Below are 14,807 nucleotides of genomic sequence, written 5' to 3'. Positions count from 1 at the left end.
TAATTTCGCAAATTCCCCTTTTTTTGAGAATTAATGCGGATTTTCCGCTCTAAATGGGCGTTTTTCTCCTCAGTCTCGAAATTAACGCGGTTTATCCTCTTTAAATTTTCTCCCCCTTAGAAAAAAGAACAGGGCTCTGACCAGTATAATCTAGTCCGATTTTGCTGACCTAACGCAACTCTCTCTCTACTGAGCAACAGTGACTTCATCCAGTTAGTTTCAGTTACGGAGTATGAGTCGATGGCGCGATCGTTGCGTCGGGCGGAGGAAGAGCGATAGCCGGGGCCTGGGAAGCTCCGCTACCTACAGGGTTGCCGCTGCCATCGTAATAGTAGGACGGCACCTCGCCGACGACTAGAGCGTAGGAGAGCGGAATTTTCGTCTCCACGATTTCCGGCTCCCGGTCAAAGGGGATAACGACGGCGACTTCGGTGCGAATGCGGACGTACACCTCGACGAGCAGCATGTTGATGCCCGCCTCCGTCTGCTGCAAACCGACTTCCGCTTTGACCACGCTGGCCGGGTGAAAATTGACGGCGACGCTTGGACCAATGGACGAAATTAGCGGACTGTTCAATGCGTGGCCGATCGGGATACGTTCGGGAACATCCTCGTGCTGCTTCAACGTGCGTTCGACGACCTCGATTGTTTTTGCCGTAATGGCCATCTGCTGTTTATAATCCAGCTCGAATCCCGTAATTTTGCCTTCGTCGGTCGTTCGCCACAAAATCATTTTGTCCGACTCTGCCGCTCGGGCGAATTCGGCTTTAATCGCCGCGTTAATCGCATCGGCCGCTAACTGATTCACCTTCACCTTTGCCAGAAACATCATCGGCTGACGCAGCTCCCGATCGAGGAAAATCATGCCCTGGATCACGGCGAAGATAAGCAGCAGCACGACGATCAGCCAAACATGTTTGCGCTTCATCTTCGGACCCTGACGCTTTGTCGCCCACCGTTTGGCCGGCGCATAGCCTGAGTTGGAGCTTGAACTTGAACCGCCGCCCTTGACGGAAACACGTCGTCCCGTTCCCCATTTGCGCGGAACGGTTTTGACCGGAGATGAGCCAAGCCGAGGAAACAGCGATTTTCTCCCCCACCGTCGAGGAAGCGGCTTGAACGACGAACCTTCCCCAAGAAAGTTGATCGGAAAGCCTCTGCCCCATTTTCTTCGCATCGCTTAAAACCTCCCTACGATAGACCCTGATCAGGGTCGTCCCGGGATTTCTTGGTTCAAGCTTATGCTTGTCATCGGGCAAAAAGAAGCTCACGCAATCAAGTTGGCCGGAGAACTGCAAGCCGATTCGGTCCGGTTAGAACTGAAAACGTAAAGATACGGCGGCCGCATGCCATTGTAGTCGGGCTGCAACAGAGAAGTGCGGTGTGACGGAGTTACAAGACGACTGAGCTGTCCTACAGTAGTAAAATACGTCATGATGCCGCTACTAGACAATTGTGCCGTCCTACAGCGGAACAATCATTTTCCTGGATCGTTCAACTATCCGCCCGCTTCACCCCGCGCCGGCACTGTTATGCCGCTTCCGGATTTCGTTCATCCCCATAATAACCGACACCCACTCGTAACCGACGATCCGCCCGCTATGTACCGTCAAGCGGAATGCGGTCGATTCGAACCAGCCGCTTACTTTTTGGAACGATACAACGAGCTCGCCCTTGGCGTTTCTCACTTCGTAGTCCCGAGAGAAAGCCGGAGAGGTGATCTCGAATACCCCTTCTCCGTATCGGTCGTATTCATATCTCTTGGACATAAACGTGAACCGGTATCTCAACACACCGCATTCTTCTCCGCTTGAGTCCGTCACACGCCACTTGTTGGACATCATCCGGAACTTGCCGCCAAATAGCGGACCGCCACCGTCTCTTCCGAATACCTCCAACGACGATCCGAACGCGTTGCGAAGGTCTATCTCCCCGATTGCCTCTTGATTTTCGTTGACGATTTCCGTTCTGCCGGCATTAAAGAAGTTGTCGCGAAAATACAAAATCATCTCTTGGCCCCCCTTCATTTTGTCATTGGCGGAAAGAAGCTTACGCTACATCACCCCGTCCTGTCCATCCGCTTCTGAATCTCGTTTATCCCCATGACGACGACCACCCACTCATAGCCGTCGATGATCCATCTTCTATGCACCGTCAGACGAAAGGCGGGCGATTCCAACCAGCGGTTCACCTTTTGGAACGATACGACGAGCTCGCCCTTGTCGTTTCTAATCTCGTATTTCCGCGAAAACAAAGAAGCCTTGATCTTGAATCCCCCTACTCCGTAACGGTCGTATTCGTACCGCTCAAACAGGGACAACCATTGGCACTTGAGCATACCGCATTCTTCACCGCTTGCGTCCGTCACGGCCCACTTATGGGACAGCATTCGGAACTTGCCGCCGAACAGTGGACCGTCGCCGTCTCTTCCGAACACCGCCATCGACGATCTGAATACGCTGAGCAAGCCGATTACCCCGACCGGCTCTTCATGTTCGTTGACGATTTCTATCCTCCCGCCATTAAAGGCCTTCTCCCGAAAACATAGAATCATCTCGAGTCCTCCCCTCAGCCGGCTGTATTTTCTGGCTGTATTTTTTCGCTGCATACTGGCGTTATACGGAACAGCAGGAAAAGCAGTACAAAGCAATCAATTTGCTTGTAGGATACTCCAGGAGTTGATGATTCATATTTCGACAGATTCCCTGAAATTTCCTTCTTTTGTATTGACCTCGATGTTTTTCCTTTGCTCGACAACTTTGTTCGCTCAATCCCCTCCACTCAGCGCCAAAACTGGTCTAAGTCGCTCTCGTAACGGTCTGGGAGACCGTTAGAGTCATGCAAACTCTCAATTTCGTTCTCGTAACGGTCTGGGAGACCGTTAGAGTCATGCAAACTCTCAATTTCGCTCTCGTAACGGTCCGGGAGACCGTTAGAAGCAGGTAAACCCTCGATTTCCCTCTCGTAACGGTCCGGGAGACCGTTAGAAGCAGGCAAACCCTTGATTTCCCTCTCGTAACGGTCCGCCAGGCCGTAACGGGCAGTCGCCCATCGGTCGCAAAAAAAGAGCTGTCTCGCCAGACCCCGTAAGGCCCGCGAAACAGCTCCGCTTATATCTCCAATAGTTAGTTACAGTTCGACCGTCAAACCATCGTAAGCCACTTCGATGCCGTGAGGCTCGAAAATTCCGCACAAGTCGGTATGCGACAGGCCGCCGTTGTGCGAGAAGTGGGTGACGACAATGCGAGCGTCCGCATTCAACATGCCGTATTGCTCCATTCTGGCTTTTGCCTCCAGCACGGCGTCGACGTTCATATGCGATTTCCAGTAGTCGACTTTGCCCACTGTGCATTCGAGAACGACGAGATCCAGCTTCTTGTCCTTCAGCCACTCCCAGGTTTCCTCGGGGAATTTGCCGGAGTCGTGGCCGTAGAAAATCGCTTTGTCGTTCTTCTCGATATAGTAGAGATGACAAGTTTCGTTCTGGTCGTGCGCAGCGAGCAGCGGAACGGCGGTTCCCGTCTGCAGTTCTACCTTCTCGTACGTACGGAGCCGATGAAGCTTGTAGCAGTCCTTTACTCCTCCGTTCGCCTCGAATACCTGGCGAATCTTCGCCAAAGTAATGTCGTTGCCGTATACGTGAATCGGACGCTCCTGCGCCTGCGCATATCCCGGAAATCTCGCGACAAGATCCTCCGCGTACAGATGGTCGGAGTGGGAGTGCGTGAACAACAAATCCTTGACTTGATCGAGATCGATTCCGTCGCGGTGCATATGCAACAAGGTGTCCGGAGGAAAATCGACCTTCAGGTCGTCGTCAATCATGACGGATGTGCGCGTGCGTAACTCTTTGCCCCCGATTTGCTTAGCCTTCGCGCACAGCGCGCAACCGCAGAACAAAGACGGAATGCCCTCGAAAGCGGCAGTTCCAAGAAAACGGACTTTCATGCTCTTCATCGCTCCCCATCGATAGAAGTGTCGGACCGCCGCATATGAAGCAGTCCCGACGGCGGCATCTTCAGCCGATGCACGCCCTCGTCCAAACGGACGTTTACTCTAGAGATTTCCGAGCCGCCGCAATCGAGAACGGTCATCGTTCCCACCAGCTTCTCTCCAAGCTGGACGATGATCGCGTCGTCCGCCGTTCCGTTGACGAACAAATAATCGTCCGACCGCTCGTCCGCTTTCGCAACGACGCCCTGCCCGTACACCGCGGCTAAATAGCGGCGCCCGTCGCGCGCATAGACGACCGGGTACAGAAAATCGGGCGCGGACGGATGCAGCGGAGCGTCGAGCAGCAGCTCCCGGTACTCGCGCCAGAACGACAGCCAGAAGCCGACAACGCGCCGATGCTCCTCGGGAATGCGATCGATCAGCACGGAAAGCTGAGGAACGGAGAACAGCGCGTGAATAAACTGCAGCGCGACGTTCTCCGGCTTGTCGCCCGGATGCCACATCATCATGTCGGAATGCACGGCTGTATTGCCGCTGAGCAGCCGGATATCGATCGATCCGATCCGGTTCTGGCTGTAGCTGTTCGGGCAATCGGCGACGCGGAACATATTGCCGTATTTGCGCATGAGCGGGCCGATATACTTCTGCCGGAACTCGATCATGACGTCCGGCTTAACCGCCCGCAGCCGCTCCATTACATCGGACAATAGACGGTCGACCGCCTCGGGTACGGAGTCGTAATCTCTTCCTTCGCCAAGAGTATACCTCATCTCCTCCGACAAGTTAAAGGAATCTACGAAATCGAGCTTAAATCCGTCGATATCCCACTCCCGCAGCGCCCTCTCATAAATGCCGATCAAATATTCCCTAACCTCGGGGAAACGCGGGTCGAAGACCGCCGTATCCGGCCCGTCGTACGTATTGATATATTTTCCGGCGAAACGGTTCCATGCCTTGGAGTGCCGTCCGACAAAGGGAACGGAATACCACAAAATAAACTTCATGCCCAGCGCATGCACCCGATCGACGAAGCCCTTCATATCTGGGATTCGGTCCGGGGACACCTCCCAGTCGCCGCAATAGGCGTAGCCGCGCTCGTTGTTCAGCGTCTGCCAGCCATCGTCAATGATAACCGCCTCGCAGCCAAGCTCCTTGGCGAGCAGACACTGCTTCTCGATCTCCGCCGGGTCAAGCTGCTGGTGGAAGCTGTACCAGGTCGAATACATCGGCAGCCGCGCGATCTCCGGAACTGCCGCAGGCTCGTAGCCGGGCAGCCCTGCCCACCATTCGCCCACCTCGCGCAGGCTGTCCGCATAGAAAATATCTCTCGTATCGATGCGAATCGTCGCCTCGTACCGATCCATCGGCGGACAAGCCTCCGTAAACAGCTCCAGCCACAGCTCGAATTCGGCCGTCTCCTCGTGGAGCCCCGCGCGCATGCGGATCGGTCTCATCGCATCGGACAACGCCACCGTCAGCCGATTGCGGCCAGCCGCATTATAGAGCGAGCAGACCGGGGCAAGCGACGTCGCTTTGGCTTGGAACGGCTCGTTAAAATCGATCCGAATGCCCCGTTCCCGGTTCGCGCCCGGATCCCAGTACCCCGCGATGTCGACGGCTGGAAACATCCAGCTCAGCCGGACCGCCTCAGGAATGCGGGGCTCGTCTCCTTCCATCGCGAAACGATAGTACGCGATGCCCTCGCCTTCGCCATGCGCCACAGGCTCGACCGAGAATCTGAACTCCCTATCCTCGCTCCCGCTCCGAACCTCGATATCTATTCGATCTGTTCGTACCATTTTGATGCCAATCCCCCTTTACCCTTTGACGGCCGAGCTGACGGTCAGCGCCTTCTCGATCTGCTCGGAGAACAGCAGGTAGACGAGAATCGTCGGAATGGTCGAGATGACCATTACCGCGCCCATCGCGCCCCAATCCGAGCCGAACTGCGTCTGGAAGTACAGCAGGCCGAGCGGCAGCGTCTTCAGCGCGTTGTCGCTGATCATGATCAGCGCGACGAGGAATTCGTTCCAGGCGAACAGGAAGACGAAGATGCTGACCGACGCGATCGCCGGCTTCACGAGCGGTACCATGATGCGGAAGAACGTCGTATATATGCTAGCGCCGTCAATCGCAGCGGACTCTTCGATTTCATAGGGCAACGACCGGAAGAACGCGTAGAAAATGATCGTCGCAAACGAAAGCTGAAAGGCGACGTAAGGAACGATAACCGCGAAATAGCTGTTCTGCAGATGCATGTCGCGAACGAGAATGAGCAGCGGAATAAGGATGATCTGCATCGGAATAAACATGCCCGAGGTCATATAGATCCGGCTCGCATTCGCGAATCTCCAGCGCATCCGGGCCGCCGCGTAAGAGAACATAAGCGCCAGGATAACTGTAAAAATTACCGTTCCGATCGAGACGATCAAGCTGTTCTTGAAATAAGCGACAATGTCGAACACGCCGAAAGCGTTGCTGTAATTTTCCCAGCGCCACTCATTTGGAATGCCGAATACGTTGGTCGAGAAAATTTCTTCGTTATCCTTAAACGAGTAGAATAGCAGCCAGACGAGCGGATACAGACTGACCAGCAAGAAGAACGAGAGCGGACCGTAAGTCAACGCTCGAGAAGCCAACCGTTTGAACATAGGATCCCCTCCGTTAGTAGCTGATTTTTTCCCTTGCGATAAACTTGTTGATCAGAATCGTAAAGATCAGGCACTCCAGCACCAGAACCGCGGCAGCGGCGGAACCGTAACCGTATTCGCCCGAACGGAACGCGGCTTTGTACATCATGAACGTCAGCGTGTACGAAATGTTCCCCGGTCCTCCGTTGGTCATGACGAACATGTTCTGGAACGCGTTAAGACCGCCTGTAATCGCGATGACGAGACAGAATTTGTACGTTTCGCTGAGCAGCGGAATCGTAATTTTCCAATGCATCTTCCAGAACGGCGCGCCGTCGATCGTCGCGGCTTCGTACAGCTGCTCGGGAATCGATTTGATCGCCGTGTAGATGAGCACGAGCTGGATGCCGAGATGATGCCATGCCCCGGAGAAAGCGATCGCCCAGATCGACGTATGCTCGCCGCTCAGCCAGGCTTGCTCGTACTGGATGCCGAACAGGTGGAACAGGCTGTTGATCAAGCCTCCGTCGGCGTTGTAGATTGCAATCCACAGCTGGGACACGACAACGCCGGACAATACGACCGGTACGAAATAGCTCGTCCGGAAAAACTTGCGTCCGCGCAAGCTCTTCGTGCTCAGCGCGATGGCGAGCAGCGTGCCGAGACCGATCTGGTAGACGACGAGGACGAGGGCGAAAATCAAGCCGTTCTTAAGCGATACCCAGAAATCGTCGTCGTCCAGCAGCCGGACGTAGTTATCGAAGCCGATAAAGCTCGGCGTAGACAGTCCATCCCAATCAAAGAAGCTCTTCTGGAACGTCTGAAGGATCGGATAGACGACGATGACGGTAAAGAACAGAAGCGTAGGCAAAGTAAACACGAGCAGCGCAATGTTGTAGCTTCTTTTGGAATTCATAAATCCTCCTTTCCGAAAAACAGGTCGTCCCAAGATGCCGGGGACAACCTGTTTTCGAGCTTGGTTATTTGCGAGCGTTCTCGAGCGCTTTGCTCATGTCCTTGATGTAGTCCTCGGGCTTTTGTCCCGCGAACAGCTTCTGCGTATTGTCTTCGATGGACGTTTTGTACTTGGCGTTCTCGTAGCCCCATGCGAACGTCGTCATCGATTTAAAGTTGACGGAATCGTCCGCATACTTCTGCTGCACCGGGTTCAGGCCGTTCGTCGGAACGACCTTCTCGACGAGAATCGAGTTCGGGTCAGCCAACTGGATGACGCGCTGCTTGGCGAATTCGATCGAGAACAGCGCTGCGTATTTGGCTGCGGCTTCGACGTTTTTAGAGTTTTTGGATACCGCAAACCCTTGGTTAAAGCCTCCTCCGCTCATGCTCCACTGCACTTGGTCCGCCTTGTCGGCGTCCGCGAGCGGGTTGTACATAATGTCGAGCTTATCGCCGAGGTTTTCGTACTGAGCTGCCATCGACCAAGCGCCGTTCAGCAGCATCGCCGCTTTGCCGGACTTGAATTGCGCCGCGGCGTCGTCTGCCGTCGTGTTGAACGCGTTTTTGCTCAGCAGACCCGCCTGGATGAGCTCGGCGATTTTCTGAGCGCCTTTCAGATACACTTCTTCTGAGAAGTCACCTTCGCCGTTGTCCAGACGCTTCAACCCGCCCGGCTCGGCAGAGCCGACGACGGCCATATCGAGCATAAGCACGCCTGGCCATTTTTCCTTCGCGAACAGCGCAAGCGGCGTGATATCCTTCGCTTTGAACGTTTTGACCGCTTCGAGGAGCTCGTCGTAGTTCGTCGGAACTTTGACGTTATGCTCCGCGAACAAATCTTTGTTGTAGTAGAACACGCCAGCCCATTGTCCTACGTTCGGAACGGAGTAGGAGTGGCCGTCTTTGTTCCACAGCATCGGCTTGGAGCTTTCGTTCAGCAACGACTCGATGTTCAGCTCCTTGACAACATCGTCCATCACATACAGGTTGTCGGATTTCTTCAACGTCTCGATCAATCCGCTGGAAGCGAAGAAGATGTCGGGCAGGCTTCCCGCCGCCGCATATGTCTTGATCTTCTGCTCGTCATCCTGCGCCGCCACTTCGAATTCGACGTCGACTTCCGGCATGATCGTTTTCATAGCTTCCTTGGCCGCATCGTAGACCGGCATCTCGACGCCGCTGTATTGCGCATAGAACTTCAGCTTGATCGAGCCGGGCTCCGGAGCTTTCGTCTCCTCTGCGGGAGCGGAGCCGCTCGCGGTTGCGGATGGCGAAACGGATGCGCTCGGCTGCGCGTTGTTGTCCTTATTGTCGGAGCCGCAGGCCGTCAACGAGAGCGCGACCATGGACAGCAGCGCCAGCATCGTTGCCGGCTTTTTCAAAAAATGGTTCACTGTATTTTTCCCCCTTGTCTTGTGGTCAATTTCATTGTAAACGGTTTTTTCTTGCCGCCGTGAGGGAAGAATCGGAACACATTTGTACATTTCAACCTCTTTGTCGGGTTGCCTCGTATTCGCTGGGAGACAGTCCGGTATGCCGTTTAAAGCTTTTGCTGAAATGCGCGGGATCGCCGTAGCCGACCATCTCCGCGACGTTCGTCAGTCGCAGATTGCGCCCGGAGGAGAGCAACTCCTTCGCCTTCTGCATCCTTGTCTCGAACAAATAATCGCTGACGCTCATGCCGAGCCCTTCCTTAAAAATTTTCAGCAAGTATCGCGGTTGAATGTAGAAGTGCTTGGCGACGTCCTCCACCTTTAACTGGCTGTCCATATAATGCGCATCGATGTATTCTCTGGCCGACGTCAGCAGGTTGCCGGACTTGGAACGCTTCATGCTCTTAGAGTGTCCCGCCACGCTCAAATACAGGTCGGCGATCCATTCGAACGCCTCGTCCAGCGATGACTTGTTCGTGATTGCCTCGAACGGGGAAAAGCTCGGCGGCAGAAAATCGTCCACCTGCTTGCCGATCTCGTAAATGTACGTCAGGCACAACGATACCAGCCCGGCCATGATCATGTGGATGTACTCGCCGGACAACTGCCGATCGCGAATGTACTGCCGGATCTCCTCAAGAGCGCTCTTGATTTTCTCCTCCTCGTGCAGCCGCAGATGAATCAGCAAATTCTCGTTTATCTCGCTCGGATAAAAGCCAATGTTCGCCGCCTTGGATGTCATATCGCGATAGACGAGTACGTCCGACCGGCTCATCGAAATTTTGTTGCGCAGCGCGATGACCGATTCCTTGTAGGAATGACGGATCGACGAGATTCCCTGTCCCGCCGTTCCGACGCCTACCGTCACGCCGAAGCCGAAATGCTTGGAAATGAGCGCGCACAGCTTGGCGTAACCGTCCGGAGTAAAACGCTCCGCCGCCTCTTCGTCCGAATATTGCAGCAGCGAGACGACGCGGTTTTCCGGTCCGTTAAAAGGGAAGCCGGTGCCTTCGATCTGGATCAGATCGTTCAGCAGATTGGCGATGATGTATTTGCGCAGACGGATTTCTCCCGAATCGGGCCATTGCTCGTGCAAATTGTCGATCTCGACCGAGGCGACTTGGAAAATACGGCCCGCTCCCATCTGGAATGTCTCCAACTGCTCGCGTATCGTCTCGTTGTCGTCGGCGTGTTCGTTGCTGATCAGCAGGTTCAGGAAGCTCTCCTTCCATACCCGGCGTTCCTTCAGCGATTTGTCGCGCTCGATGCGGCGCTTCTCCATTTCGCCCTTGATTTTGGCCAACGCCACGATCAGCTCTTCCTCGTCGAACGGCTTGAGAATGTAATCGTCGACGCCGATTTTCAGCGCCTGCCTTGCGTACTCGAATTCACTATGTCCGGTGACGAGCAGCACGAATACGGAAGGATGCTTCTCCTTGATCTTCGCCGCCAAATCCATTCCGTTCATATAGGGCATATTAATGTCGATGAAGGCGATGTCCGGGGTATCCCGTTCGATCAGCTCCAGCGCCTCCAGCCCGTTCTTCGCTTCGCCGCACAGGTCGAAGCCGTGCGCTTGCCAGTCGATTACCTTTTTGAAATAAGTCCGGAATACCGCCTCATCGTCTGCAAAAATAACTTTATACATGTTCCCGCTCTCCATTCGTCAAAGGAATTTCCACCGTAACCTCCGAGCCTTCTCCTGCCGCGCTGCGAATCCGCAGGCCGAACCGATCGCCGAAGTACAGCTTAATCCGCTCGTCTACGCTTTTCAGTCCGAAGGAATTGTTTTCCGGCTTGCCGTCTCTCCACCTGTCGAGCTCCTCTTGCGGAAACCCGACTCCGTCGTCGGACACGCTTAGCACGATCCGGTCGATGCCGCGCCAGCCGGTCACCCGAATATGCCCGAAGCTGCCCTTCTCCTTAAGACCATGATAGATAGCGTTCTCCACAAGCGGCTGCAGCGTCAGCTTCGGTATTGCGCAGTTCAGCAGTTCTGACGGAATATCGATGCCAAAATCAAATAGATCGGAATAGCGGGCGCTCTGGATGTACAGATAGCTTTCCAAATTACGCGCCTCTTCCCGCACCGTGATGATCTCTTTTCCGTTGCTCAGCGCAATCCGGTAGAAATCGGCCAGCGCTTTCGTCGCCTTGCCCGCTTCCTCGTTCTCCCCTGATTTGCATAGCACGTAAATGAGATCGAGCGTATTGTAAAAAAAATGCGGCTTGATCTGGTTCTGGACGAGCGCGAATTCGTATTCGCGCTTCAGCTGCTGCTCTTCCTTCACCTTGACCAACAGATCGTTCACGCGCCCGAGCATAATGTTAAGACCGGAGCCGAGAATGCCGATCTCGTCGCGGCTATTCACCTCCACCGGACGGTCGATGTTCTCGTCGCGTATGCGTCCGACATGCTTGGCGAGCGAAATAATCGGCGTAGCGATCGCGCGGGACAGCACAATCGCGCCGACTAAGGCAAACAATAAGCACAGGCCGCCGACAATCAGAATGATGCGGGACACTTGGCGCGATTCCCGGGTCAAGTCTCGCAGCGCAACCTCGTTGACCAGCTTCCAGCCGGTCTGCCCGAAGGGGGTCGCCATCAGCAAAACCTTGCTGCCGTTCGCATCCTTCGTCTCTTTGAGCACAGCGTTCTCAGAATAAATCTCCGCCTTCCGTTCCGACTCGAGCGGCTGCAAAATCCGGCTCTCATCAGAGGAGGAAATAACGACTCCGCGTTCGTCGGCAATATAATAGCCGGTCGCCGGAGACGGGCCGACCGGATGATAGACGGAGGACAGCGTCTTCTCGCTGACATTCACGAACAGGTAGCCGAGCGTATCCATCGTCTCGGTATCCAATATTTTTTTGCCGACGGTGAGCACGGCCTTCTCCTTATTCATCACCCAGTAGTCTCTGCGTTCCATCGGAAACCACTTCATAATGCCGTTGCTCGCCTGCACTTCGCGGAACATCGCGCTGTCCAGCGCTTCGGCGGTTCCTTGCGTCAGTTCGGCGTCCGTCGTGTACACGTTGCCGTAGCGATCGACGAACACCGCCGATTCAACCTCGCGAAAGATCAACTGGGCGAAATCGAGCTTGTTCTCGATTCGACTGCGCAGCGCGTGATCTTCGCTAAGCGGCTGGGAGCCGCCGAGCTCGTCGGGCGTCTCGGACGCCTTCAGCTCGACCTCCTTGTTCAAATCCAGCATGGCGTTGTTGGCGAAGCTCTCCGCGTTGGCGACAATCGTATCGATTCTCGTCGTGATCAGGCGAGACTCGTCCTGCATATTTTTTTTCGTTTTGGCGATAATCGCCTCCGTATTGATCTGGTAGGATAGAACGCCCAGCAGCAGCAGGGGAATAAACACCAGAGGAAAATAAATGAAAATGATTTTATTTTGAATTCGTTGGTTTCTGAACCAATTGCCAGTTCCGTCCCTCATCGCTATCGGCTCCTTGTCGCAGGCTTTTGGATGAGTATCATCATAGCATAGACGCACGTTCGGCCAAACTTCATATAATAATTTTGACTCCGTCTAAGAACAAGGCATATAATAGTATCAGGTGGTGATACTACGGAATATGAATAATAAGCAACTGAATACCTTATCCAAAATCCTTGAGAATCCGGTTCGGGCAGACATTGCATGGGATGATATAGAGTCATTATTCCGTGGGCTTGGCGGAGAAATTTCAGAAGGCAAAGGGTCTCGCGTTCGCGTTAAACTGAATGGCCGCAAAGCCGTCTTTCATCGCCCTCATCCAGAAAATGTGACGGACAAAGGCGCTGTAAAATCAGTACGGAGATTTTTAGAGGAAGCAGGTGTACCTGTATGACTACACTTTTAGAGTACAAGGGTTATGTCGGAAAAGTTGAAGTGGATTTAGATGCAAACATTCTGCACGGAGAGGTAATGTATCTTCGGGATGTCGTCACTTTTCAAGGCAAAACTGTAGACGACATTCGGCAAGCGTTTCAGGATTCAATCGAGGATTATCTTGAATTTTGCGAATCTGAAGGAGAAGAACCGGAGAAACCCTTCTCGGGAAAATTTCTTGTTAGATTAACTGCAGAACAACATAAACTTGTAACTATAGCCGCAATGTCTGCTGGGAGCAGTCTAAATGCTTGGGTATCCGAACATCTAGCTCGCGATGCGGAAAAGGAGCTCAACGAACGCGGAATATCGACTAAAAATTATAGGTTAAACCAACTAGGTGTGTAGAACAGCCTTCAAAAAGGACCCCATTTCCGACTTAGCGGATTGAGGTCCTTTCGTATCCATATTGTATGTCCCTTATTCTGGGTCTGCAAGCTGCGCCGACAGCGTTATTTTCTGTAGACGGTTTCAAACAGCATAACGCCGTAGCTGCCCGCCGGGGAATCGACCTCGATCCGGTCGCCTCTGCGGGCAAGCAGCAAGCGGCTGCCCAATGGCGACAAAAAGGAGATGTGGCCCAGGTCGGCGTCGATCTCGTGCGGCAATACGAGTTTATATTGCTCCTCCGAACCGTCGAGCTCATCGACGATCGTGACGGTTGAGCCGATCCATACGCAAGCATCGGTCTCGCCGATAATATCGCCATCCAAATAGGCTTGAATATGATCGCAGTATGCAGAGATTAAAGCGTGAATCGCATCTCTCTTAGCCGCGTCGGGATGCGCTTTTCTCAGCAGCTCGGACGTTTCCTTCTCGAAATAGGTCAACTGCTCCAGCAAATCTTCGCGAAACGCTGTCTCGACACTACGGCTCATACAGAGTTTCACCTTCCTTGCCCGCAGATACATACTCCGTCAGCAGCTTAAACAACGATTTCATAAACCGTTTCCTCCCTATAAGAAAATAGGCCCTCGCGAAAAGGGCCTTATCCATATCATATCAGACTTACCGCTTTCCGACTAATAGGAATTATGCAATCTTGCCTTTTCATGCCAAAAAGCGTACATATGTTCACATTCGGAGTTATACTGGATATAGGAAATATCGCAGAAAGGGGAGACGACATGAAGCCGGATATACAGGACAAACATCCGAAGACGCTGCTTAACAAAGGAACCGGATTCCTCGGCGGATACACGCATTCGCTGAATCCTTATACAGGCTGCACATTCGGCTGCTCCTATTGCTATGTGCGGCAAATGCCGGTAAACCTGTTCCGGGAAGGCGAATGGGGCGCATGGGTGGACGTAAAACGGGGAGCTGACGCTCTGCTGCTTAAGGAGCTGCGCAAAGCTAAAGCCAAAGGCCCGGTGACGATCTTTATGTCGTCCAGCACAGACCCTTACCAGCCTATCGAGCATAAGGAGCAGGTGACGAGATCGCTGCTGGAGGCAATGGCCGATGAGCCGCCCGACTTCCTGCTTGTGCAGACGCGCAGCCCGCTCGTGACCCGGGATATCGATCTATTCGGACGTTTGGGCGATCGGGTGCGCGTCAGCATGACGGTCGAGACCGACCGGGAAGACATTCGCAAAGCCTTCTCCCCTTACGCCCCGCCGATCCCCGCTCGCTTGCATGCGCTGCGCGAGCTGACCGCCGCCGGAATTCTGACGCAAGCGGCGGTCGCTCCCGTGCTGCCTAGCACCGAAGCTTTCCCGGAGCTGCTGGCGCAAGCTACGGATCGCGTGTGCGTGGACGATTATTTTATGGGCGACGGCAGCGGAGGTAAGCGCACGCGCAGCTTGGGTATCCATTCGCTGTACGACAGGCTGGATCTGCAGGAATGGAACCGTCCGACAGCTTATCGAACCGTACTGGAGCGGCTTGGCCGAGCGTTCCCCTCCGAGCGGATATTCGTCAGTCGCGAAGGCTTCGAGCCGTAGAGG

14 protein-coding genes are annotated in these 14,807 nt (G+C 54.1%); 3 read left to right on the top strand and 11 right to left on the bottom strand.

The annotated features are described in order from the left end of the window. Window positions 1–223 precede the first annotated feature (223 nt). From yunB to DFP98_RS18775, 10 genes are all read right to left on the bottom strand, one after another. Window positions 224–1,177, bottom strand: coding sequence for a sporulation protein YunB (gene yunB / locus DFP98_RS18825; protein WP_116062152.1), 954 nt, complete (start codon window positions 1,175–1,177; stop codon window positions 224–226). 334 nt (window positions 1,178–1,511) lie between these two features. Beyond that, window positions 1,512–2,009, bottom strand: a complete 498-nt coding sequence (locus tag DFP98_RS18820; protein ID WP_116062151.1) for an LURP-one-related/scramblase family protein — start codon at window positions 2,007–2,009, stop codon at window positions 1,512–1,514. A gap of 50 nt (window positions 2,010–2,059) precedes the next feature. Beyond that, the gene (locus DFP98_RS18815; RefSeq protein WP_116062150.1) at window positions 2,060–2,554 is read right to left on the bottom strand and encodes an LURP-one-related family protein; all 495 of its coding nucleotides are present in this window, start codon (window positions 2,552–2,554) and stop codon (window positions 2,060–2,062) included. 575 nt (window positions 2,555–3,129) lie between these two features. Then, complete coding sequence (locus DFP98_RS18805) at window positions 3,130–3,948, bottom strand: MBL fold metallo-hydrolase (protein ID WP_181917786.1); 819 nt, start codon at window positions 3,946–3,948, stop codon at window positions 3,130–3,132. A gap of 5 nt (window positions 3,949–3,953) precedes the next feature. Further along, window positions 3,954–5,753, bottom strand: coding sequence for a glycoside hydrolase family 36 protein (locus DFP98_RS18800; protein WP_116062147.1), 1,800 nt, complete (start codon window positions 5,751–5,753; stop codon window positions 3,954–3,956). Between the two features lie 18 nt (window positions 5,754–5,771). Further along, the gene (locus tag DFP98_RS18795; RefSeq protein ID WP_116062146.1) at window positions 5,772–6,605 is read right to left on the bottom strand and encodes a carbohydrate ABC transporter permease; all 834 of its coding nucleotides are present in this window, start codon (window positions 6,603–6,605) and stop codon (window positions 5,772–5,774) included. A gap of 13 nt (window positions 6,606–6,618) precedes the next feature. Then, a complete protein-coding gene (locus DFP98_RS18790; protein WP_116062145.1) occupies window positions 6,619–7,500 on the bottom strand; it encodes a carbohydrate ABC transporter permease in 882 nt (293 codons plus the stop codon). 64 nt (window positions 7,501–7,564) lie between these two features. Beyond that, complete coding sequence (locus tag DFP98_RS18785; RefSeq protein WP_181917785.1) at window positions 7,565–8,935, bottom strand: ABC transporter substrate-binding protein; 1,371 nt, start codon at window positions 8,933–8,935, stop codon at window positions 7,565–7,567. 91 nt (window positions 8,936–9,026) lie between these two features. Next, window positions 9,027–10,622: a response regulator gene (locus tag DFP98_RS18780; RefSeq protein WP_181917784.1), complete on the bottom strand. Its 1,596-nt coding sequence runs from the start codon at window positions 10,620–10,622 to the stop codon at window positions 9,027–9,029. Further along, on the bottom strand, window positions 10,615–12,423 hold the full coding sequence (locus DFP98_RS18775; protein WP_116062142.1) for a cache domain-containing sensor histidine kinase: 1,809 nt from the start codon (window positions 12,421–12,423) through the stop codon (window positions 10,615–10,617). Before DFP98_RS18775 ends, DFP98_RS18780 begins: the two co-directional genes overlap by 8 nt. Before the next feature lie 139 nt (window positions 12,424–12,562). Here DFP98_RS18775 and DFP98_RS18770 point away from each other — a divergent pair, with 139 nt between their 5' ends. Continuing rightward, window positions 12,563–12,817 (top strand): type II toxin-antitoxin system HicA family toxin, encoded by a 255-nt coding sequence (locus DFP98_RS18770; protein WP_116062141.1) that lies wholly within the window; start codon window positions 12,563–12,565, stop codon window positions 12,815–12,817. Beyond that, a complete protein-coding gene (locus tag DFP98_RS18765) occupies window positions 12,814–13,206 on the top strand; it encodes a type II toxin-antitoxin system HicB family antitoxin (RefSeq protein WP_116062140.1) in 393 nt (130 codons plus the stop codon). Before DFP98_RS18770 ends, DFP98_RS18765 begins: the two co-directional genes overlap by 4 nt. A gap of 104 nt (window positions 13,207–13,310) precedes the next feature. On the opposite strand, the gene DFP98_RS18760 is transcribed toward DFP98_RS18765, so the two are convergent. Then, complete coding sequence (locus tag DFP98_RS18760; protein WP_181917783.1) at window positions 13,311–13,736, bottom strand: GreA/GreB family elongation factor; 426 nt, start codon at window positions 13,734–13,736, stop codon at window positions 13,311–13,313. Between the two features lie 249 nt (window positions 13,737–13,985). Here DFP98_RS18760 and DFP98_RS18755 point away from each other — a divergent pair, with 249 nt between their 5' ends. Continuing rightward, complete coding sequence (locus tag DFP98_RS18755) at window positions 13,986–14,804, top strand: SPL family radical SAM protein (protein WP_116062138.1); 819 nt, start codon at window positions 13,986–13,988, stop codon at window positions 14,802–14,804. Window positions 14,805–14,807 lie beyond the last annotated feature (3 nt).

The sequence above is a fragment of the Cohnella phaseoli genome (assembly GCF_003386235.1).
Classification (GTDB): Bacteria; Bacillota; Bacilli; order Paenibacillales; family Paenibacillaceae; genus Cohnella; species Cohnella phaseoli.
Note: the sequence above shows the minus strand (reverse complement) of the source record. Positions and strands in the feature narration are given on the sequence as shown.